Origin of the sequence: Paenibacillus sp. FSL H8-0079, from assembly GCF_037991315.1 — a bacterium.
Lineage (GTDB): Bacteria > Bacillota > Bacilli > Paenibacillales > Paenibacillaceae > Paenibacillus.
Genome location: NZ_CP150300.1, coordinates 5,337,819 through 5,359,218 on the forward strand (window position 1 = coordinate 5,337,819; position 21,400 = coordinate 5,359,218).

Genomic DNA, 21,400 nt, shown 5'->3' on the forward strand with positions numbered 1-21,400 from the left:
CTAGAGTTGAAGCTCTCCTGTTACCAGTTTGTCAGCCAAATGTCCAAAATCCAGAGAGACCTTGCCCAGTTCACCTGCAATTCGCCGACATAGGATGACCGCCGGAATGCCCGCCGCCACCAAAGCGATATCGAAAGCATGTTCTGCGGTTTGCTGCATCACCCTCGGAACATCCATAACTCCCGCCACAGAACCAATGATACCTGTGACATGAATACCCCGGCTATGCAGCAGTGCCGCAAGCTCTGCAGCCTGGCTGCCTATGAGCAGAACTCGCCGCCCTTGAAGAATGGGCAGTACCAAGCCGGACTGATGCAAACTGTAATTGATCGTGGAGCTGGTCAACCTCAGCCGGGACCAGTCGATCCCGAAGTGGCGCAATACCGGGAATAGCAGACCCTGGAACGTAGGCGCCCGCGAGATCGGGACGCCAACCCAGTCGGCGGCCTGAATGGCTTCCGCGAGCATCGCGCGGATGTCTGGGGTTGAGCATGGCACCCCTGCATAGGGCAGAAACGGTGCCAGCTCCTGCACTTCTTGGCCTGGTAGCACCGTATCGGCTGCCAAGGTGAGCAGTTCGCCATCTCCGAGGCGAACGACAGACAAGGGGCGCTGCGCATCCAGCGCCGCCATGATGTGTCCAGCCATCTCATGCGGGCTGGACAGCCGGGCCAGGCTGGGCGCATATTGGCGGAAGCCCGCCGCGATCAGATCTGCCGCCGCCACGGCAGGCAGAATGTGATCCGGCGGGATGTGCTGCGCCACCAGCGCCTCCCCGCCGGCGAATACGCCGTCGCGGTAGCCCTCGGCGTAGCCGCCGGGCACGGCCTGCGCCTGCGCTGCCTGCTCCGCAGGCGCAGCAGGCAAGCCCTTCGCGCTGCCCGCATGCGCGGTGGCAGCGCCTTCCCGCCCCGCGTGGGCGACACCCTTCGGGCGTGTCGCCTGGCGTGGGGCGGGGCCAGCACCGCTGGCAGGCATCGCCTGTGGCGTGCTGGCTTGCGGTGCTGGCATGGGCGCACGGCGCATCGCCGTGCGCTGCTTGGCGCGGGCAGTGGCACGCCGGCCCCGCGCTGGCGCAGACCTGCGCCCAGCAGTGGCCTGGCGCAGGCCGGCTTTGCCTTTGCCGGAACGGCTGGCTCTGCCCGCATTGCTCCCGCTCGCCGGACCAGCTTTGCCTGCTCTGCCCACAACACCGCCCGTGCCCGCTTTGCCCGCACCGACCTTACGCGCTGCGCCTGCAGATGTACCCGCTTTGGTCTGGGTACTCCGTTTCCCAGACTTCATACCTCTGACTCCAGCGGGCCCTGTACCCGGCCCTGCCGGAGTACCACTGCCCATGAATACTGCCGGGTGCGTGCCCCGGGGTTTACCTGACACTGAGGCCCCAGCGGACCCGGTACGTGTCGCAACTCTCACGCCATTCCCTCCTTTGGCATGCACGAGGATTGTCGCTGCGCAAAGCGCCGGAGCATCCTTCCAGCTCCGGCGCAGGGTGTTCTGCTCCCATGGGGCACCGCACAGCGGCAGCATCAGGCGCATATATTTTAGGGCAATTGTCCTTTCATGCGGACAGCTGCTTCTTGGAGCGAATCAAATGTACCTGCATCACTCCAGTATTTCTGCAAAATATCATATTCCAGTCCACCAGCAGACGCGTAGTGATTATTTACATCCGTGATTTCAAGCTCTCCACGCGCAGACGGCGCGATGTTTTGAATCAGGTTAAATACATGATCGTCATACATGTATATGCCCGTTACACAATAAGAGGTCTTCGGCTGGCTTGGCTTCTCCTCAATGTACGAGATTCGCTCTGGATGCGTTGGATCAAAGACCGGCACCCCATAACGTCGAGCATCATCCACCTCTTTGAGCAGAACTCGCGCTGTACCAGCAGGTTGCTGCATGTAGCGGTCCACATAAGGCTTCAAATCGTCGCTGAAGAGATTATCCCCCAGAAGCACAACGAATTTTTCGCCAGGAAGGATAAAGGTAGTCGCCAGATCCAATGCTTCCGCAATCCCGCCTGCCTTTTCCTGAATGCGGTACGTCAGCTTGACCCCATGATCTGCTCCGCCACCAAGATACTCTGTATATAACCCGGCGGAATGTTTGTTAATGACAATCAATAGTTCATCAATGCCTGCCTGGCGGAGCCTGTCGATGCCATACATAATCATCGGATGTTTACCGACTGGAAGCAGATGTTTGTTAATGAGCCGGGTCAGAGGATACAGTCTAGTTCCTGTTCCGCCGGCAAGAATTACACCTTTCATTCCACATTCCCTCCTTCATCGGATATGTCCATATATTCAAGCGGATCGACATGCCATTTGCTCATAAAAATCGAACGATTACGCTCAAGCAGCTGTTTCCACGCCACCGGATCTGTCTTCTGGAAGCTTGCACTTCCCTGATGATGCACGAGAACATCCCCGCATACCAGCAAGCGATATCCTTGCAATCTTGCTCTATAACAATAATCGTCATCCTCATAGTGTCCCGGAGAGTACGCCTCGTCAAGCAGTCCAACTGATTCCACTACACTTCGTTTCATCAGCATACACAGACCGACAATCCGGCGCACGTCCCTCCACCTTGAAGAATCCGCAACATTGTTGGAATCAGCCAGCTCCTGAAAATGTTCCATGTTCCGAAACGCCAGTTCAATCTGCTGAATGCCGCTTGCATAATTCGTGACAGGACCCGTGATCCCAATACTTGGATCACTGTATAGAGCCGTTCGCAGATTCTCCAGCCAACGAGGTGTGACCGTAACATCATTGTTCAGCAGCAACAGCTCATCCCCGCAGGCTGCACGGAGTCCAGCGTTACACGCTGCCGGAAATCCCCGATTGTCCGGAAACCTGACAAAACGAATTCGCTCCAGTGCACAATATTCAGCCGTTCCATCCGTCGAACCGTTATCCACAACGATTACTTCGTATGACGCAGGATCGCCCGAGTATTGTCTGATAGCATCGATGCAGGGCCTGATTAGATCCAGCCCGTTGTACGTTGGGATAATCATACTCGTCAGTGTCATCTGGCGTTCCTCCTGTAAGCCACTTCAGCACGGGAGAGCGTATGTGCCTGGACTGTATTCCAGCCCGTATCCAGCCAGGTAGCCAGCGCCTCCAGATGATCTCCGATGATCAATCTGGCGACATCATTCCCACTCCCCGTGTTACCGGGACGTAATCGATTGGAACGAATAACATCCACCTGACTTGGTGCCGATACGCTCAGCCCATGCTGAATGGCGAGGCTTTGTGCCTTTGGTGGAACGGCCAGTGATGCTGGCTTCACGGTCTGAATCATACGACGAGACAAGGCGTGGGGCACAGCTGTCATGGAATTGGAACCGAGATCTGCCCTGCCTAATGTTCGGTTTAGATATGCTTTGATCCGGCTTACCTCATCCTGCCCTGCGAACGGAGGAAGCAAGGACGTCAGATTATTCAACGCCACATCCTGTCCCCGATCTACCGCGAACAGAAATGGTGCAAGTTGTTCCGCCGCCACGACCATATCCCCATCCACGAAGAGGACCGTCTCCGCATCCGTCATCTTGGCTCCCAGTGAACGGCCCACATCATGTCCTGCCCGATCCGGTTCATATACGAGCGTAATTCCCGGCTGCTTTAATACCTGTTTCAAACTGTCATCCGTCGTTCCATTCAGTACCACAATGATATCCGTCAGAGGCAAACGCTTGAGTTGCAACAGCACCTGCCCCAGAGTGCGTTCCTCATTGCAGGCACAGACAACGGCAGCAGCCGAATGCCGAAGGGGTAAGGGTACGATCTGGAATGAATGTCCAGAAGTATGAGCATATCCTTGCAAAAATGCCTTACCTGCGTTCAGGGCAACTTCGTGGTTGCTTAGCTCCGCAACGTTGGCCGCATATACATTCCATGCGTGGCGCGCGTGTTTTTCTGACGCTGTGTTGTCCGCCTTCGCCTCGCTTCCTGCAAGTTGCCCTGCTTTCCACATCAAGCGCAGATCTATTAGGCCAGATTTCGACCCGGTTCTTCTCTTTTTTGAGGTGATCAACTGCTTCTTGTTCCCATGACGCTTGTTAATACGGGTGCTTCCTGTCGTCGTACGTCTTCGTCTATTTATTGTCCGCCTGCGGTGGACAACCCCTGAACGTCCCTTCATTTCCTCACCTCCAGCATGCTGCATCATCCGATGCGGCATGCTTACCTCGCCAGGCTGCGAACACGTTGCAGATCGGTATGACCTCCACGGGGACCGAGCGTGTCCGTAATCCACCTGATTGCTGCCAGATGATCATTCAGCACCACATGACTGAGCGGATCAGGCCCACTTCGTTTCTTGATCCGAACTGCATTCAATCTGCCCACAGGTACGTGATGAACAGCGCGTACCCGGAGACCGCCAATCACTGCCTTCGCTTGTGCGAGCGGCGGAACTTCCAGTGATGTTATTCCGATCACCTCAAGTCCATGACGGCTTAATGCATGCGGAATAGCTGTCATCGAAGCCCCACGGAGATCGGATCTGGCGAGTATGCTGTTCAACATGTGTTTCGCCTCCACTACCGGATGAATGGGGCTGCGAGTGACCGGTCCATGGTAGTCGTTAAGTGCCACATCCGTTCCCTTCAGCACAGCCTGCACATAAGGTGCAAGGTGCTCGGCAGGGATTGCAATATCTGCATCAGTGAACAGCAATACCTGACCGCGGGCCGCCGCTGCACCTACTTTTCGTCCTCCATCATGCCCCAGTGCTTCGGCATAAGTGAGTACTCGTGCTCCTGCACGTTTAGCTGCATTAGCTGTACCGTCTGTTGAACCATTCACAACGACAAGCACTTCAGCGTCACGGCATATCCGCAGCGCTTCCCGAACGACGGCACCAATCGTTTTCTCCTCATTCATGGCAGGGATAATGACCGAGAGCATCGGCCGCTGAGAATCGTCCCCATGCGGAGAAGCATCTCTTATGCCATTTTCAATCCCATTTTCGGCTTCATTCTTGGCCCCATCCTTTGCCTGTGGCATCTGCGGCCTGGGTGGAATAACGAACACATAGGCCTTTGTACCCTTTTTCTGTCCAGACTTCAAACTTCGTTTCTTCAGTACTGTTTTTCTGCCTGTCACTTTCGATTGCGTTGCAAAACGTGCTTTAGTACGGGTTTTACGCAACACTTTCACCTCCCGCATTCAATCATGAGCATGCCAAGGGAGTACACGTTATTCTATGTATTCGTGGAGCAGTGGAAACGGCGTATGTCCTTGTACCAAGCAGGTTCTCTCTGTGAATCAAGGGGTACAAGCCTTCCTTTTAGACAAAATACGTCAAAATATGCGAAAAACGCTACCTCTCCCCTACTTCAGACACAATTTTAGAAAAAAACCAAATTTGCATCTTTTCCAAAGTTTTACACTGTGATAATATACGATCCAAGCAGTTTTATTTACAAAAATAACCTTGTAAGGAACACAAGTTCCCAAACATCTTATTTTACTATTTATTGACCTTAGGTTAGTTATTGATGATGCCATTCACGAAGCATGTTTAGTTGATTGCATTTCTGATCTTGAGAGGAGTGATGCTGTTCAACACACACTGCCATTGTCATTTACGTAAACCCGGAATGAACAACCCAGTTTTCCGTGAACACACCTTCTACCTGCGCAATTGGACACCCCCCGGCTTCTGAAAGAGGAACACAATGGACGATTAAGCCTTCGGGCTGAACTGAATAAACGGTAATCCTTTGGGTTGTGTTGAACACTTCCCGAGCCAAGGTCCAGCCGATTTTGTTCCTATCGTTTCTTGTCTCATTCCACGCTTCAGGTTCAGCCCCACGCTCCGCGCTGCCCAAGTTGCAGACGGAATCCCAACCGAGATTGGCATGATTATGAAATTGATTCATTTTTCCAAAAAAATAAGTTTGAGAATGGGAGAGTTTACTATGAAATTTGCCAAAGTTATGCCAACAATTCTTGGAGGAGCTCTTTTGCTCGCTTCCGTATCCTCTGCTACTGCAGCTCCATTGTCTGATCAATCCATTCCACTTCAGGCCCCTTATGCCGCTGAGGAGGGTATTCCATTGAATAGTGGAACAGATGAAACCATCTTCGATTACCTTGGACAACAGGAACAATTCCTGAATTCCGATGTGAAATCCCAGCTCAAAATTGTCAAAAGAAACACCGATACGGCTGGCGTAAGACACTTCCGCCTGAAACAATATATTAAAGGTATCCCGGTCTATGGTGCAGAACAGACGATCCATTTGGACAAAACCGGAGCCGTGAGTTCCGCGCTTGGCGACCTTCCACCGATTGAAGAGCAAGCTATTCCGAATGATGGTGTAGCCGAGATCAGCAGTGAAGACGCGATCCGTATTGCAACCGAGGAAGCAACCTCTCGCATTGGAGAGCTTGGTGCAGCGGAAATCACACCTCAAGCTGAATTGAACATCTATCATCATGAAGAAGACGGACAGACTTATCTCGTTTACATTACGGAAGTTAACGTGCTTGAACCTGCTCCTCTACGGACGAAGTATTTCGTAAATGCAGTGGATGGCAGTATCGTATCCCAATTTGACCTCATTAACTTCGCTACTGGAACAGGTACAGGAGTGCTTGGTGATACCAAAACCCTGACAACCACTCAATCCGGAAGCACCTACCAACTGAGAGATACCACTCGCGGCAATGGCATCCAAACGTACACGGCGAACAATGGCTCCTCGCTGCCAGGTACCCTGCTTACGGATTCGGATAATGTATGGACCGATCGCGCAGGCGTAGATGCTCATGCTTATGCTGCTGCCACGTATGATTTCTACAAAAACAAATTCAACCGTAACGGTATTAATGGTAACGGATTGTTGATCAGATCCACAGTTCATTATGGCTCCAATTACAATAATGCCTTCTGGAACGGGGCACAGATTGTCTTTGGTGATGGAGACGGAACGACGTTCCGATCCCTGTCTGGTGATCTGGATGTTGTGGGTCATGAATTGACACATGGTGTTATTGAATACACAGCCAATCTGGAATATCGTAATGAACCAGGTGCCCTCAACGAAGCCTTTGCTGATATTTTCGGTAATACGATCCAAAGTAAAAACTGGCTGCTCGGTGATGATATCTACACACCTAACATTCCAGGAGACGCGCTGCGCTCCCTGTCCAACCCTACATTGTATGGTCAACCTGACAAATACAGTGATCGCTACACAGGTACACAGGATAACGGTGGTGTGCATATCAACAGTGGTATCATTAACAAAGCCTATTTCCTTGCAGCTCAAGGCGGAACACACAATGGTGTGACTGTCACTGGAATCGGCCGGGATAAAGCAATCCAGATTTTCTACAGCACACTGGTGAACTACCTGACGCCAACGTCCAAATTTGCCGCTGCCAAGACAGCTACCATTCAAGCTGCCAAAGATCTGTACGGAGCAACTTCCGCTGAAGCTACAGCCATTACCAAAGCATATCAAGCTGTAGGCCTGTAAAATTACTTTAATTCATGTAGTTGAACTTATAATAAACTCATTTTAAATTGTAACGAAACGTTCAGACACCCCTCACCGTCCGAACGGATCAAGCTTATCTCATGCAAAAGCGGTGTCCCGGACAACTCTGGGCACCGCTTTTGTCATTTGTCTATTATTGATATAAGGCCGCATTATGCTTGCGAAGGTCCTGCTGCAATCCACGACAACAATCCGTACGTATGCTTGCAATCTGCAGTTCGCGACACTTCAAGTACCGCTTCATCCTCACTCTGCGAGAGAAGAGATACCTGAAATCCCCGATCATTGCTCATGGCTACAATCACATAATGTTCGGAAGCAAATGACTCTTCAAACACAACGGTTACCTCTGTGCATGCTTCACTCTCTGGCAGTACAAAAGCTTCCATTCCGAATTGTTGTACAACCGGTTGCTTGCTTACGCTGCGAACAGGTTGAAATGCCAAATGTTTGGCCTGAACTGCACCCGATTGCAGCTGGTTGCTGCCCACGGCATCATCACACAGATGCTCCTGTGTAATGGATTGAGGGTCCGGTGTATACTCCACCTGAACAGCAGATCCTGACGACGTTTCGACTGAATCACCAGTAGATTGAAAGTTATCATCCGTTACAGGTTCTGCAATTTCTTCTGTCCATCCTGTCGAGGATTCAGTTCCAGCTTGCGGCTCTTGCTGATCATACTGATTTTCCAGTTCAGGCTGTGTCTGTTGATCCTGCAGTTCAAGTAAACCAGCCAGCGCATTCGTGGCTGTCTCCGTACCAATATCCAGTCCGAACAATGCGTCATTGTCCAGACCTACCGTCTGCATAAGCTGCTGGACCTCCAGCATTGCTTCCTGCCTTTTCAGCTCTGCCAATTGCTCCAGCGTGTCTGAACTCACCTGACGAATGGCATTCCAGATCTCTTCACTTAGATGTGCCGTACCCACAATACCTGCATTCAGATGACTGGAAGTTATACTTTGATCACTTAATTTGCTGCCATCAATCGCTCGGTCAGCCAGATGCACAGCGGATATCGCGCCTGTGGACAATTTGCTGCCATCTACACTGCCGTCAGCCAGTTTGGAACCTGTAACTGCTCCTTCTTGCAGATTAACCGTGCCTACTGCTTCCTCTTCCAGATGGAGCGCACCAATACTTCCCTCTTGGATGTGATCCGCACGAATTGTCCCGTCTTGGATATGAGCAGATTGCACACTTTCGCCAGCGAGATGGGCACTTGATATTGCACCCTCGGCTAATTTGCTGCCATCGATCGCACGGTCAGCCAAATGCACAGAGGCTATCGCGCCTGTAGCTAATTTACTGCCATCCACACTACCATCTGCCAACTTGGAACCTGTAACTGCTCCTTCTTGCAGATTAACCGTGCCTACTGCTTCCTCTTCCAGATGGAGTGCACCAATACTTCCCTCTTGAATGTGATCCGCACGAATGGCCCCGTCTTGGATATGGGCGAAATGTACACTTTCGTATGCAATGTGGTTACTCGATACCGCACCTTCCACTAGCTTACTGCCGTCTACACTGCTATCAGCCAATTTGGAACCCGCTACTGCTCCATTCTGGAGATTAGCAGTACCTACTGATTCCCCTTCCAGATGAAGCGTACCAATACTTCCCTCTTGGATATGATCCGCACGGATAGCTCCTTCTTCAATATGAATGGATTGCACACTTTCCTCTGCAAGGTGAACACTCGATACCGCACCCTCGACTAATTTATCCCCGTCTACAACGCCATCAGCCAGTTTGGAACCCGTTACTGCTCCATCCTGCAGATGAATCGTACTTACTGCATCTTCTTCCAGATGAAGCGCAGTAATGATTCCCTCCTGAATGTGATCCCCTCGGATCGCGCCTTCTTCGATATGAATCGATTGCACACTTTCATATGCCAGATGTCTGCTCGATATCGCACCCGCAGCTACTTTCGTTCCGTCTACACCGCCAGTGGCCAGTTTGGATCGGGTCACGGATTCTTCCTGCAAAATAATCGTACTCACCGATTCTTCTTCCAGATGAGAAGTACCAATGCTCCGCTCCTGGATATGGTGAGGAAGGATCGCCCCATCCTGTACATGGCGAGATTGTACCGCTCCTTGCTGAAGATGATTTGCACCAAGCGCCTCCGCCTGAAGATGCAGTCCACTGATCAGACCTGGTTGCAGATGTGCTTCCGTCACGGATAAAGGCGCCAGATGTTCTGTTTGTACAGAGGATGGCGTGAGATGTTGCGATGTTATTGCCTGCCCTACGATATGATCTCCATAAATAATGTCTTCTTTCAGATGCTGGGAGTTCACGACCTGAGCAGCCAAATGATTAGATGTTACACTGCCTCCAGCCAGATGAATCGAATCGACCGAACCAGGCTGAAGATGCTCACTGCTTACCGCACCATGCTGTAATTCCGCTCCAGATACCGAATCTGCTGCCAGATGTTCTGAAGACAACGTACCTTGCCGCAGTTTGTTGCCTGTAATACTGCCATCTGCAAACAACTCCGGCGACCGGATCTCATCAGCCAGATGTTCCAGAGAAACGGCATGTTGCTTCAGGTGATAACCACGAATCGTTCCAGCAGGAATGTGCTTGGCAACGATACTTTCGGCCAATATTTTGGAAGAAGTAACACTGCCGTCGGCCAGTTTGGCTGATGTAACTGCCAAGTCAGCCAGTTTGTCAGTTGAGACACTCTCCGGTGAAAGTTTAGGAGAGGTAACCGCATGATCCGTCAGATGAGGTGGGAAAATGGACCCTCCAGCCAATTGGGCTGAGGTAACACTGCCCGGGGCCATTTTATCCGTCGTGATTGCTCCGCGAGACATCGCCTCCGTATGAACACTGCCCGGTTGAAGATGGGGTGTGCTCACCGAGTGTTCCGTAAGGTGCTCGGACTTCACAGAATAAGGTCTCAGTGCCTCAGAACCTACACTGCCTTGAGCAAGATGCGCACCTGTAACGCCTCCATTCGCGAGATGGGTCGATGTTACACTGCCCGGAGCCAGCGCCTTGCTGATAACAGAGGCAGGCCCCAGTTTCTCAGCTGTAACACTGGTATCCGCGAGCTTCGCACTTGTTACCGCTCCGTCCTGCAATTCAAATGTACCTACGGATGACTCGGCCAAGTGCTTCTCCAGTACAACACCTTCGCCCAAAGCCTCAGCAGACACACTCCCCGTGGAGAAATGGGACGCTTCAATGCTTCCACTAGCAATATGAATCGAGTGAATGGCTGAATTATCCACATGCACAGGGGTTATGCCCCGATTCGCGATATGCTCTGCACGAATGGACCCTTTAGCTAGATGTTTACCTTGTACGGCTTCATCTGCAATTTTGGAAGCAATGATGCTCTGGTCTGCGATCTTGGAAGCCGTAATCGCCTGTTCCAGCAATTTCGCTGTTCCGACAGACTGGTCTGCCAGCTTGCTGCTATTTACCGCACTGTCCACCAGATGCTCACTGCTTATTTCTCCATGCCCAATCTGCTCGCTGCCTATAGCGAGCGCTCGAATCTGAGCGGAGCTGATGGAACCATCCACCAGATGCCTTCCGCTTAATGAATTCTCGGCAATGTGTCTGGTCTGGATCGCTCCGTCCTCAATCTGCTCACTTCCAATACTGCTGGCAGACAATTGGGAACGTCCAACAATCCCTTCCGCCAAATGTGCCTGTTTAACTGCACCGGACTGAATGTGGTGTGACTCGATGGATTGCTCTTCAATTTTGCTACCCGTCACTGCACCTTCACGAATTTTAGCGGATGTCACCGCATCATCAGCCAGCTTCGATGTATGAATGACTCCACCCGATAAGTGGCGGGTCTCGATCCCACTGATGGCAATCTTGTCACCGGTGACCGCGTGATTTTTGATCAATTCTTCGGTAACCAGCAAGCGACTAAGATGCCTTGTATTGATGGAACCGTCGGCAATTTTGGCAGAATCAATGACTTGATTGCCGAGCTTCTGGGAAGTGATGCTGCCATCCCTGATTTTATCCCCGCCAATGGACGCATTCCGGATTTTATGACCCGACACGGAGCCATCAATCAGATGTTCTTCCGATACAGATGCTTCTGCCAGTTTTGCAGATACAACTGCACCATCTGCGATGTGAATGCTGGTCACTGCATAATCCTGTAAAGCTTCACTTCCAACAGCACCCGGTTTCAGCTTGGATGCATCCACCGAGAAGGGAGCCAGTCGACTCTCCGTAACAGCGAACTCACTGAGATCATCCGTGTAGATGTAGTGTCCGGTATGTCCAGGCATCTGATTCTGATTCAGGATCTCCAGCCGATCCTTGCTCTTTGTCTCCTTCTTGCCACTCTGTTCTTCCAGGGAAAGAGGAGCAATACTACTTACCTGAATTTCCTTCTCCACGACCACTGGAGTACTCACTTCCTGATTCACTGACTCTACAGATTCAGGCTTCGGGGTGTCAGCCAATTTTTCTTGCACAGGCTCGTTTGTCGTTGAACGAACTTCTGTACTTTCGGGAGAAGCTTCGGCCGAATCTTGAGTGCTCTTGGGAGCAGGTACATCTGTATTCAGGCGTTCTCCCCTATTCGGTATCAGCCCTGATTTTGTTGGTTCCACTCGGCGATCAGTCAGTTCCAATTCCTTGAATTTCGGGCTCACATGCCGCAGTTTCGGCGTCAGAACCCTCTTTTTGCCATTTTTACTCATGCAGCTTGCTCCTTCCTCTAACGTTCGTCTCCGGCATCATATGCTTCCATATGGGCATCTGCCACTTCATTTATGACTTTTGCAGATTCCAGAGCACGGGTGTACAGGCGTCAAGACAGGAAGGTTCGATGATCTTCGTGGAAATAGGCGTGTCAGGGTGGTAGTGGAAAGGCGGCTGTCCACGCCCCCGTCCCATTCATGTCATAGGATATTATGTCTGATCAAACACTGGTGCATGGCTATGCATCTACACACCGGTCTGCGTTATCGCGATGTCAGAGCCATGCGGTGACAGGCCGGCATTCCATGAATGGACGATTCATGTCGCGATAACATCGAAGGAGGAACGGTCATGCTCCAAGAAACGATCGGCATTATGTTCGATTCACGCATGTACCGGGGGATACCGGCCGGAAGGACCGGTCAGGAATCACTCGCGAATTATGAACAGGCAGCGGCCAGTTATGGATTAACTCCCTGCTTTTTGCGGCTGGAAGATATTGATTCGGATCGGAAGACATGTCTTGCTTATGTAAAAAAGGAAGGTAAATATGTTCGTGAGCGCATGCCATTGCCCTCCGTCATTCATAACCGATCACTCCAGCTTCGCCGGGCGGAACAGCATCAGATCACCAAGCTGATGTTGCAAGGTATTCAGGTATTCAACGTTCGCAATCGGTACCGTAAAGATCATATTCATGACATGCTTCATCAGGACCTGGGCTTGCGAGAACACCTGCCCCGTGCAGTTAAAGCTACGCCAGAGTCTCTGGCCTATATGATGGAACATTACGATGATCTCGTCATCAAACCCTGCAGCGGCAGTATCGGTCATGGCATTATGCGCGTCTTTCAGCGAGATGGACAGTGGAAGCTGACCTGTGAGACGAAGGCCGCACGCAAAGGATGGGCTACATTCCGATTGAGCAAAGGACAGCTTCCTTCCTCCACCCTTCGGCGCATCTTTCGCCATGCCTATCTCATTGAAGAGCGTATCCCGCTGGTGCGTTATGAGGGCAGGCCGGTAGATCTGCGGGTATCCGTACAGCGTGGTAGCGATGGTCTGTGGGGAATTACAGGCATGTTTGCCAAAGCCGCTCCTGCTCATACGTTTGTCACCAACATCGCCCAGGGCGGTAAAGTCATGAAGCTCGCCGAGGCCCTTGGGGCAGCAGAATCCGACTTCGATTTGGCTCGACTGGAGCACAGGATCGGAGTTGTTGCACTCCGAATTGCCCAGAACCTGGCCGCCAGTCTGCCACACCTGGCTGATCTGGGCCTTGATCTCGGAATAACGCGCAGCGGCCAGATCTATTTTATTGAATGTAATGGACGGGATCAGCGCTACGGTTTTCGTAAAGCTGGAATGTCGGAACACTGGAAGACCACATACAGCAAACCGATGTCCTATGGCCGTCTGTTGCTGGAGCAGAATTCGAGGATTCCGAGACAACCACAGACATACGATAGGGGATTATATTGATTTCGTGTGCATTCTGTGTCAATATTATGCAGAACGGCCGGTCATGCCGGCCTTGAAGTTCGCATTAACCCTAAGGGGGATATTCATGGCAAAAACGCTGTTGCGATTAATGACCGAACTTTCTTCGCGCAAATGGATCTCCCGGACTGTGGGAGCCTTCTCCAAAAGCCGGGGAAGTAAGGCATTTATCCCTTATTTTGTCCGGACCTACGACATCCCTGTTCAGGAGGCCGAGAAAGACTGGAAGGAATACCGTTCACTGAACGATTTCTTTACCCGCAAATTAAAACCGGGCATGCGCCCGTTGGAACTTTCAGAGCATGCACTGATCAGCCCGGTCGATGCCAAGATTACGGCAGCCGGTCCGATATCTGCAGGCACACTCCTGAATGTTAAGGGACAAAATTATACACTTGCTGAATTATTAAACCATTCTCCCCATCTGGAGAAGTACAAGCACGGGTACGGGTTCGTCCTCTATCTCAGCCCTCGCGACTATCACCGCATTCATGCACCTGTCAGCGGCCGCAAAATAGAGAGCGAGCACATCAAGGGCAAAGTTTATCCCGTGAATGATTTTGGCCTGACCCATATGAGATCCGTACTTAGTCGAAACGAACGGCTCATCACGTATATCGCACACGATTACGGTGAAGTGGCGGTTGTCAAAGTGGGTGCGATGAACGTGAGTAGCATACAATATGCGGACACGGACACAAGTACCTGGGCACAAGGCGATGATCTGGCCTATTTTGAATTCGGTTCCACTGTTGTTCTGTTGACGCAGAGTGGTACATTCGAACCGGAACCTGGCTTACAGCCAGGAGATTCGGTCAAAATGGGCGCATTGCTTGGTCGTTTGAAACCGAAGAACTAATGAGTCCATACGCAAATAAAGAGGATGGCGCAGCACCTGTAACCAGGTATTGTGCCATCCTCTTTATGCATTCATATTCATCCATGTATACATGCAATACGAAGCTTCGCTCCGTCGTTATTGGTCTGCTGAATTTTCCTCAAAACCACACATCTTGCAAGTCCTCTGCCGGTTTGAAGCGGCGCAGACGGTTTCGGAAAATATTGCATCCTTTTGTAGAGCATCCCCGGTTGCGGACCCGACGTTTTCCGTTCATCACAAGTTCCCCCTTTTGGTCATCTGGAATGCTAGATAATTACCCTCGCGTTCCAGACTTGAAACGTTGTCATGTTTTTCCAACCAGAATTCTAACGAATCTCGGACGGGCTTTTGCCTGTATACTGCTTGAATTGACGACTAAAGAAGAAGATATCCCGGTACCCCAAGGCATCCGCCACCTCGGTCACATTCATGCCGGTATGTACCAGCAGATGTTCTGCCCGCTCAATACGCATACGGATAATATAAGATTGCACCGATGATCCGACCAGTTCCTTGAACTTGATCGAGAAGTATCGGGGCGATAAGCCAGCCCGTGCAGCCAAATCTTCCACCCGATGCGTAATCCCTGGATGCTGACGGACATAATTGGCGACTTCCTGGATCACATCGGACAACTGATTGCTTACCTTTTTCTCCACAGGTTCTTCCGTATCGGCGCGAAGCAAATGAATCATCAGCTGCTTTAGAATCAATCGACTCTCTTCATCACGTCCGTACACATCCGATAAGAACAGTCTTACATAACGTGCCAACAAATGCTCAAATTCCACGGTCTCCTGTACTTCACGATAAGACTGAGGAACATCAGCAACAGGTACGTCCACATCAAAGTGAATATACGTAAGTACCAACGGTTTTTGCTTATTATGTGTTGCAGTAGGATGATCGCCTGGCCTAAACAAAAAACAACTACCCTTGCCAACTTCATACGACTGGTCATTCAATACAAGCGTTCCTTCACCACTCCATACATAAAATAAATCATAGTTTTGCATCGGTTTTTCCCGCTTCTGCCACTTCCAGCCCGGTTCACAGACAATTTTGGCGACAGCGGGCAAAATAACAAATGATGACGGCGATGCCTGCAGCATGTCGCCACTCCCCCTTGATAGTTAATCTCTCTGCATATGGCATCATTCTGATCTGAATCTCACTTCTTCAATCAAGGCCATATGTATTTCGGTATGTTGAATCACTCAAACCAACTTGCTCATATATGATCTCTGCTCCTACAGGAGAGAAATGTCTTATCCCATTATACAGCGGAATTCACCGAAACGAAAATGTGCACTTCTCCCAGGCTAGCCGCATTCGCCGGATTCCCTCTGTAATCTCTACTTTCTCCAGATGTGCAAAAGCAAAACAGGCCGCCGGATGACCTGAAGTCAGCCGATATCGCTCTGCATCACGGAACAGTATGCCATCCTCCTGAGCCAGCTTTTTAAACTGCTGGTAACTATCCACATCGCCATTCCAGGTAGCGTAGATATGCAATCCAGCATCACCCAGATGCATCGTGAATGCCTCCGGCAACTGCAGTTCCATCTCTCGCACAAAAAAATCATGCCGTTCCCCGTATAAACGGGTTAACCTCCGTAAGTGCCTCAGATAACCTCCTCGGGTCATAAACTTCGCCAGTGCGCGCTGCTCCAGCAGTGCCGGAGGTACCGGTTCATACAACGCCTTGGCGGCAAGCAGCGGTTCTACCAGACCAGGTGGCAGGACGGCGTAGCCAAGTCGAAACGAAGCAACCATCGTTTGTGAGAATGAACCAACGTAGATGACGCGCTGTTCACGATCAAGCACTTTGAGGGGCTCAATCGGTCTTCCGCCCCACCGGAATTCGCTGTCGTAATCATCTTCAATAATGACCGCATTCCGCTTCGAGGCCCACGCGAGCAAAGAACGTCTTCTGTCCAACCCCAGCACAGCTCCTGTTGGAAACTGCCGGGTAGGGGTGACAAATAACGTCTGTGCCTCCCAAGGCTGAGGAATAATGCCTGCGGTATCCACATCTGCGGGGATGATTTTCCCACCACAGGACTTAACGGCATGGGCAATGCCCGGATACCCCGGGTTCTCCAATACAACCGCTGCCCCCTCTGCGATCAGCAGCTGGGATAGAAGGGTGATGCCTTGCATTGAACCGCTGAACAAGACAATCTGTGATGCATCAGCCTGAATGCCACGTGTCCATCTGAGATGGGAGGCGATGGCCTCACGCAGCTCCGGATCACCGGCTGCACCGCTAGGTTCTCGCCAACCACTGCGATGAACAGCAGCGAGTGCACTCTTCCACTCCGCCAGCGGGAAATGTTCTGCAGGCATGCGCTGCATTTGGAAATTAATGATCGACGGCTTGGGTGAAGGCATCTGGGCCCGCGGGACATCATGTTGCGTATTCAACATCTGGACTCGTTCGCCCCAGGGAGACAGCCTGAGAACAGCTTCCTGTTTCTCATTTTCCTGTGTGGATAATGTTTCGGTTACGAACGTACCTCTTCCCCGATGTGCATGGACATAACCATCCGCAAGCAGCATGTCGTACACCTGAGCTACCGAACCACGTGACATCTCATATTGCCTTGCCAGTTCGCGCGTCGAAGGAAGCCTCGTGCCTCCCTTCAGTGTGCCTGCATGAATCGCATCACGTAACGCATGGTACAATGCCTCATACTTGTAACGATGCTGAAGTTCATACGTATCCATCGGCAGCCACAATTCCATCGTGCACCTCTCTCCATCCGTCTTCATTCCTGATCTCTGACCAATTGGCCTACTAAAGTGAATGTAAATTGGATCTATTTCATTGTCAATGTATGAACTAATGTTATCCATAGGATATGGCGTTCTATTATACATTTTATTAATGGGGGAATACACATGAGACGGAAAGAATTCACAGTAGATGAAGAACAGGAGATTACCGCATTTCTGGATCAGTGCTCCTTCGGGTTTCTGGGAACGGTCAGTCCAGATGGACAACCACGGGTTACACCACTGAATTTCGTCTATATGGACGGTCACTTTTATTTTCACGGCAGTCTGGCTGGAGAGAAGATGAAACAGATCAAACAGGATTCGTCGGTCAGTTTCACGGTGGCTGAAGAGTTCTCCCTGATTCCGTCCTTTTTCAGTGATCCCGAGCTTGCTTGTCCAGCGACTTCTTTCTTTAAAAGTGTCATGGCCTTCGGTCAGGCAGAACCAGTTAAGGATCTGGACATCAAAGGCAAGGTACTGCAACGCTTCATGGAGAAACTCCAGCCACAAGGCGGATATGTGCCCATTGATGCTACTGATTCGCGTTACACAGGCAACCTCAAAGCTGTAGCCGTTGTAAGAATTATCCCGGAACGAGTCACTGCCAAATTTAAATTCGGTCAAAATTGGTCCAGCGAACGCTTGGATTATATCAGTGGTCAACTGGAACAGCGCAATGAGGGACGAGATGCCGAAACCGCTGAGATGATGCGGAAATATTGTCCATTTCATCAGCAATAAGATTCATTTTCAGAGGATTCATCCAAGGATAAATTCAGCTAATTCCCACCTTAAAACCCTCTGCAACAACGCGGTAAAGCGATATAACTGTCATGTTGCGTAATTTCCGTGACGGGGGGATGTCAAGGTGTTATAATGTTAGGCAGTTGAATCCCAAAGACTTGGAAGGATGAAAAGAATGAATCCACTGGCTGAACAGTTGAACGAAAGTATTCAGGCAGGCAGCAGTCACGTCTACTCCATGCTGTCACAGCTCGGCAAAGAAATTTATTTTCCTAAAGAAGGTATCTTGAGTCAATCTGCTGAAGCAGCAAGCTTGGCCAAAACCTATAATGCAACGATTGGTATCGCTCTGGAGGGCGGTGTGCCGATGCATCTTCCGGTTATTCAGGAGAAGCTCTCTGCATTCCAGCCGAAAGATCTGTACCCTTACGCTCCGCCTGCAGGCAAGCCTGAATTGCGGACCGTCTGGAGAGACAAGATGCTGAAGGAAACGCCTTCGCTTGAAGGCAAGACGTTCGGCAACCCGATTGTAACCAATGCATTAACCCATGGACTAAGTATCGTAGCCGACCTGTTCGTTGATGAAGAGGACGCTGTCATATATCCGGATAAAAACTGGGAAAATTACGAACTGACCTTCGGAATTCGTCGTCATGGCCAGTTGGTTCATTATCCCCTGTTCGATGATCAATTGAACTTCAACAGTGAAGGTCTGCTTCAGGCCCTGCTTGATCAGAAGGACAAAGGTAAAGCGATCGTACTGCTCAACTTCCCGAATAACCCAACAGGTTATACGCCTGGAGCGGAAGAAGCAGATGCGATTGTGAACACGATTCTTCAGGCAGCTGAAGCAGGCGTTAACGTGGTTGCTGTAACAGATGATGCTTACTTCGGACTGTTCTTCGAAGATTCCATTCATGAATCCCTGTTTGGCAAACTTGCCAACATTCATCCACGTGTGTTGACTGTAAAAGTGGATGGTGCAACCAAGGAAGAATTCGTATGGGGCTTCCGCGTTGGATTCATTACGTATGCCCATGAAGATGCAGCCGTTCTGCATGCATTGGAACAGAAGACACTCGGTATTATCCGGGCGACTATCTCCAGTGGCCCGCATCCTTCCCAGACTTTTGTATTGGATGCGCTCAAAGCACCGGAGTTTGAAGCACAGAAACAGGAGAAGTTCGAGATTATGAAAGGCCGTGCCAACAAGGTGAAGGCCATTCTCGATAGCGGCAAGTATGAAGATGCATGGGATTATTATCCCTTTAACTCCGGTTACTTCATGTGCCTGAAGCTGAAAGAAGTTGGCGCTGAAGAACTTCGAAGCCATTTGCTGCACCAATACGGCGTCGGTACAATCGCGCTGGGTGAATCGGATCTGCGAATCGCCTTCTCTTGTATTGAGGAATCCGGATTGGAAGATCTGTATGAAACCATCTATCGTGGAGTTCAGGATCTGCAGAAGACCTAGTTAACACAACGTAACGAAGTTACAACAATCTCAATAGATCAGGGGACACAGGATCATTTCTGTACCCTGCATGATATAAGAACCCTTTGTATACCGGCGACGTTTCATGTCTCCGGATATACAAAGGGTTCTTTTGTGTTTCATCTGCCCAAAAGCTTCAATTTCTGACTTTACCGGGCATCGGCCCAATCAGCCTACCCCCAAGGCACATAGTATACGATGTACGCAAGGGCGTGCCAAACAACCACTTGAAAGGGGAATGACCATGTCTGGAGTTGAAGATACAAGAGGCGGTTATGGATGCGGCGGTTACGGCGGAGGATTTACAAACACAGGTGCCATTCTCGTTCTGTTCATCTTGCTCGTGATTATCACTAAATCGTTCCTCTGTTAGTACCAATACACACACTTGCGCGAGAACCAAGTGATCTGACTGCATGATTCCATTACAGCACAAAGAAGGGTATACCGGGATACAGCCCGGCATACCCTTCTTTTGTTATATTTTGTACCGCTCATTGTTAAACCCAATCTAATAATCCGAGCTGGTCAAGTGTCCCATCGTTTACTCGTCCTCTTCTTCCTTCAACCACTTGTTCCCTTGCGAACGCCGCATGATTACAATGACCAGTAAGCCCAATACAAACGCCACTCCGGTGATGCTTAGTCCGCTCACTCCAGCAGCTAGCATAGGCAGCCACATGAGCAATGCAGCCAATGCGTGCAGATGGAATATGAATCCTAACACCTGAGAACGACGACTTTCTCCCGAGATCGGATAGATCATAATCCAGAACGATTCACTATGACTGCGACGCAGCGCACCAAGCTGTACACCTGCAAGCAACAGGAAGAACAGATACACACCTACACCAAAGTAGCTGCCTGCTGTCCACCAGGATAGTAACATGCCCAGCACAACTAGGCGTAACACGATTGAGAACACTTCGGTTCGAATAAACGTTTTGGTAATCAGATATCGGTAAGCTTTCCCCGCATTCCAGGGAAGACCGCTTCCCAATTTGCTAAGCCAGCGACGCGAACTTACTTTCTGTCCGGATGAAGGTACATCCACGAACCAGCCGAGCGTGCGCATAACCCTGCCAGCCTGCCCCTGCTCCACCTGAATCAGTCGTTCCCACGCTACCCGATGTTTCATCGGTACACGCAAGGCAACGATGTAGACGACAGCTAGCAGCAGCAGGAACCAGACGCTACGCTGCGGTGGCTGCCACAACCATGCGCCAACCGCCAGCACTGCCAGAGCCCATCGCAAGAGACGATATCCTCTTGCTGCCCCAACCTGAACCATTCTTAGCTCTTGCCACGCTCCGTAACTGGACAACCCTTTCCACAGCAGCAGGAATACGATGAACCAGCCAAATGGCCGTGCATCCAGATCTGCTCTGACGTAGAGGGGCCACAGTGTAACAAATACAAGCAGTAAGCCCAGACTTTTATAGATGATGCCCCGGGCAAAGCTGTTCTTCAAATATTCCTGCATCCGGTATTCCTGTGGTCGCAGGAACACGATATCTGCCGGAAGCAGATATGTACGATAACTGCTAAACAGCACTAGTGGTGCCAGCAGCAACAATGCAATCCAGCGAATCGGAAATTCCGCGGGAATGTTCTGGACAAACGATGTATACCAGGCGGAGAACGCAATGACGAGAAATAAAAAGACCATAGCTACACCGCTCTGGATCACATAACCCAGATAAGGAAGAATTCCGTTCCAGAATCCTGTGCGTCTTTGCTTCCATAGCAGCTTGAGATCCAT

The 21,400-nt window shown here is 50.6% G+C and carries 15 protein-coding genes; 6 read left to right on the plus strand and 9 right to left on the minus strand.

Annotation, left to right across the window (positions count from 1 at the left end):
* From MHI06_RS23895 to MHI06_RS23915, 5 genes are read right to left on the minus strand one after another with little or no spacing between them, the layout of a single operon-like run.
* Nucleotides 1–1,539, minus strand: a complete 1,539-nt coding sequence (locus MHI06_RS23895; protein ID WP_340399328.1) for a GT-D fold domain-containing glycosyltransferase — start codon at nucleotides 1,537–1,539, stop codon at nucleotides 1–3.
* 5 nt (nucleotides 1,540–1,544) lie between these two features.
* Nucleotides 1,545–2,276 (minus strand): sugar phosphate nucleotidyltransferase, encoded by a 732-nt coding sequence (locus MHI06_RS23900; RefSeq protein WP_169480579.1) that lies wholly within the window; start codon nucleotides 2,274–2,276, stop codon nucleotides 1,545–1,547.
* Nucleotides 2,273–3,046, minus strand: coding sequence for a glycosyltransferase family 2 protein (locus MHI06_RS23905; RefSeq protein ID WP_340399329.1), 774 nt, complete (start codon nucleotides 3,044–3,046; stop codon nucleotides 2,273–2,275). Before MHI06_RS23905 ends, MHI06_RS23900 begins: the two co-directional genes overlap by 4 nt.
* Nucleotides 3,043–4,164, minus strand: a complete 1,122-nt coding sequence (locus MHI06_RS23910; RefSeq protein ID WP_340399330.1) for a glycosyltransferase family A protein — start codon at nucleotides 4,162–4,164, stop codon at nucleotides 3,043–3,045. Before MHI06_RS23910 ends, MHI06_RS23905 begins: the two co-directional genes overlap by 4 nt.
* 41 nt (nucleotides 4,165–4,205) lie before the next feature.
* Nucleotides 4,206–5,174: a glycosyltransferase gene (locus tag MHI06_RS23915; RefSeq protein WP_169480581.1), complete on the minus strand. Its 969-nt coding sequence runs from the start codon at nucleotides 5,172–5,174 to the stop codon at nucleotides 4,206–4,208.
* A gap of 773 nt (nucleotides 5,175–5,947) precedes the next feature.
* Between MHI06_RS23915 and MHI06_RS23920 the strand changes: the two genes are divergently transcribed.
* On the plus strand, nucleotides 5,948–7,513 hold the full coding sequence (locus MHI06_RS23920; protein WP_340399331.1) for a M4 family metallopeptidase: 1,566 nt from the start codon (nucleotides 5,948–5,950) through the stop codon (nucleotides 7,511–7,513).
* Nucleotides 7,514–7,686: 173 nt separating this feature from the next.
* Here the strand turns inward: MHI06_RS23920 and MHI06_RS23925 are convergent, their stop codons facing one another.
* The gene (locus tag MHI06_RS23925) at nucleotides 7,687–12,237 is read right to left on the minus strand and encodes a WIAG-tail domain (RefSeq protein ID WP_340399332.1); all 4,551 of its coding nucleotides are present in this window, start codon (nucleotides 12,235–12,237) and stop codon (nucleotides 7,687–7,689) included.
* A 352-nt stretch (nucleotides 12,238–12,589) separates the two neighbouring features.
* Here MHI06_RS23925 and MHI06_RS23930 point away from each other — a divergent pair, with 352 nt between their 5' ends.
* Both MHI06_RS23930 and asd read left to right on the plus strand, forming a co-directional pair.
* A complete protein-coding gene (locus MHI06_RS23930) occupies nucleotides 12,590–13,720 on the plus strand; it encodes a YheC/YheD family protein (RefSeq protein ID WP_340399333.1) in 1,131 nt (376 codons plus the stop codon).
* Nucleotides 13,721–13,805: 85 nt separating this feature from the next.
* Nucleotides 13,806–14,597, plus strand: coding sequence for an archaetidylserine decarboxylase (gene asd, locus MHI06_RS23935; RefSeq protein ID WP_169480585.1), 792 nt, complete (start codon nucleotides 13,806–13,808; stop codon nucleotides 14,595–14,597).
* Nucleotides 14,598–14,944: 347 nt separating this feature from the next.
* Here the strand turns inward: asd and MHI06_RS23940 are convergent, their stop codons facing one another.
* Together MHI06_RS23940 and MHI06_RS23945 are read right to left on the minus strand one after the other, a co-directional pair.
* Nucleotides 14,945–15,730: an AraC family transcriptional regulator gene (locus MHI06_RS23940; protein ID WP_036605807.1), complete on the minus strand. Its 786-nt coding sequence runs from the start codon at nucleotides 15,728–15,730 to the stop codon at nucleotides 14,945–14,947.
* 178 nt (nucleotides 15,731–15,908) lie between these two features.
* Complete coding sequence (locus MHI06_RS23945; protein ID WP_340399334.1) at nucleotides 15,909–17,366, minus strand: PLP-dependent aminotransferase family protein; 1,458 nt, start codon at nucleotides 17,364–17,366, stop codon at nucleotides 15,909–15,911.
* Nucleotides 17,367–17,522: 156 nt separating this feature from the next.
* Between MHI06_RS23945 and MHI06_RS23950 the strand changes: the two genes are divergently transcribed.
* From MHI06_RS23950 to MHI06_RS23960, 3 genes are all read left to right on the plus strand, one after another.
* Nucleotides 17,523–18,140, plus strand: coding sequence for a pyridoxamine 5'-phosphate oxidase family protein (locus tag MHI06_RS23950; protein ID WP_340399335.1), 618 nt, complete (start codon nucleotides 17,523–17,525; stop codon nucleotides 18,138–18,140).
* A 178-nt stretch (nucleotides 18,141–18,318) separates the two neighbouring features.
* On the plus strand, nucleotides 18,319–19,617 hold the full coding sequence (locus tag MHI06_RS23955) for an aminotransferase class I/II-fold pyridoxal phosphate-dependent enzyme (RefSeq protein ID WP_340399336.1): 1,299 nt from the start codon (nucleotides 18,319–18,321) through the stop codon (nucleotides 19,615–19,617).
* Between the two features lie 265 nt (nucleotides 19,618–19,882).
* Nucleotides 19,883–20,011 carry a hypothetical protein gene (locus MHI06_RS23960; protein ID WP_017692471.1) on the plus strand — a complete coding sequence of 43 codons (129 nt, stop codon included), beginning with the start codon at nucleotides 19,883–19,885 and terminating at the stop codon, nucleotides 20,009–20,011.
* 171 nt (nucleotides 20,012–20,182) lie between these two features.
* Here the strand turns inward: MHI06_RS23960 and MHI06_RS23965 are convergent, their stop codons facing one another.
* Nucleotides 20,183–21,400, minus strand: coding sequence for an ABC transporter permease (locus MHI06_RS23965; protein ID WP_340399337.1), 1,218 nt, complete (start codon nucleotides 21,398–21,400; stop codon nucleotides 20,183–20,185).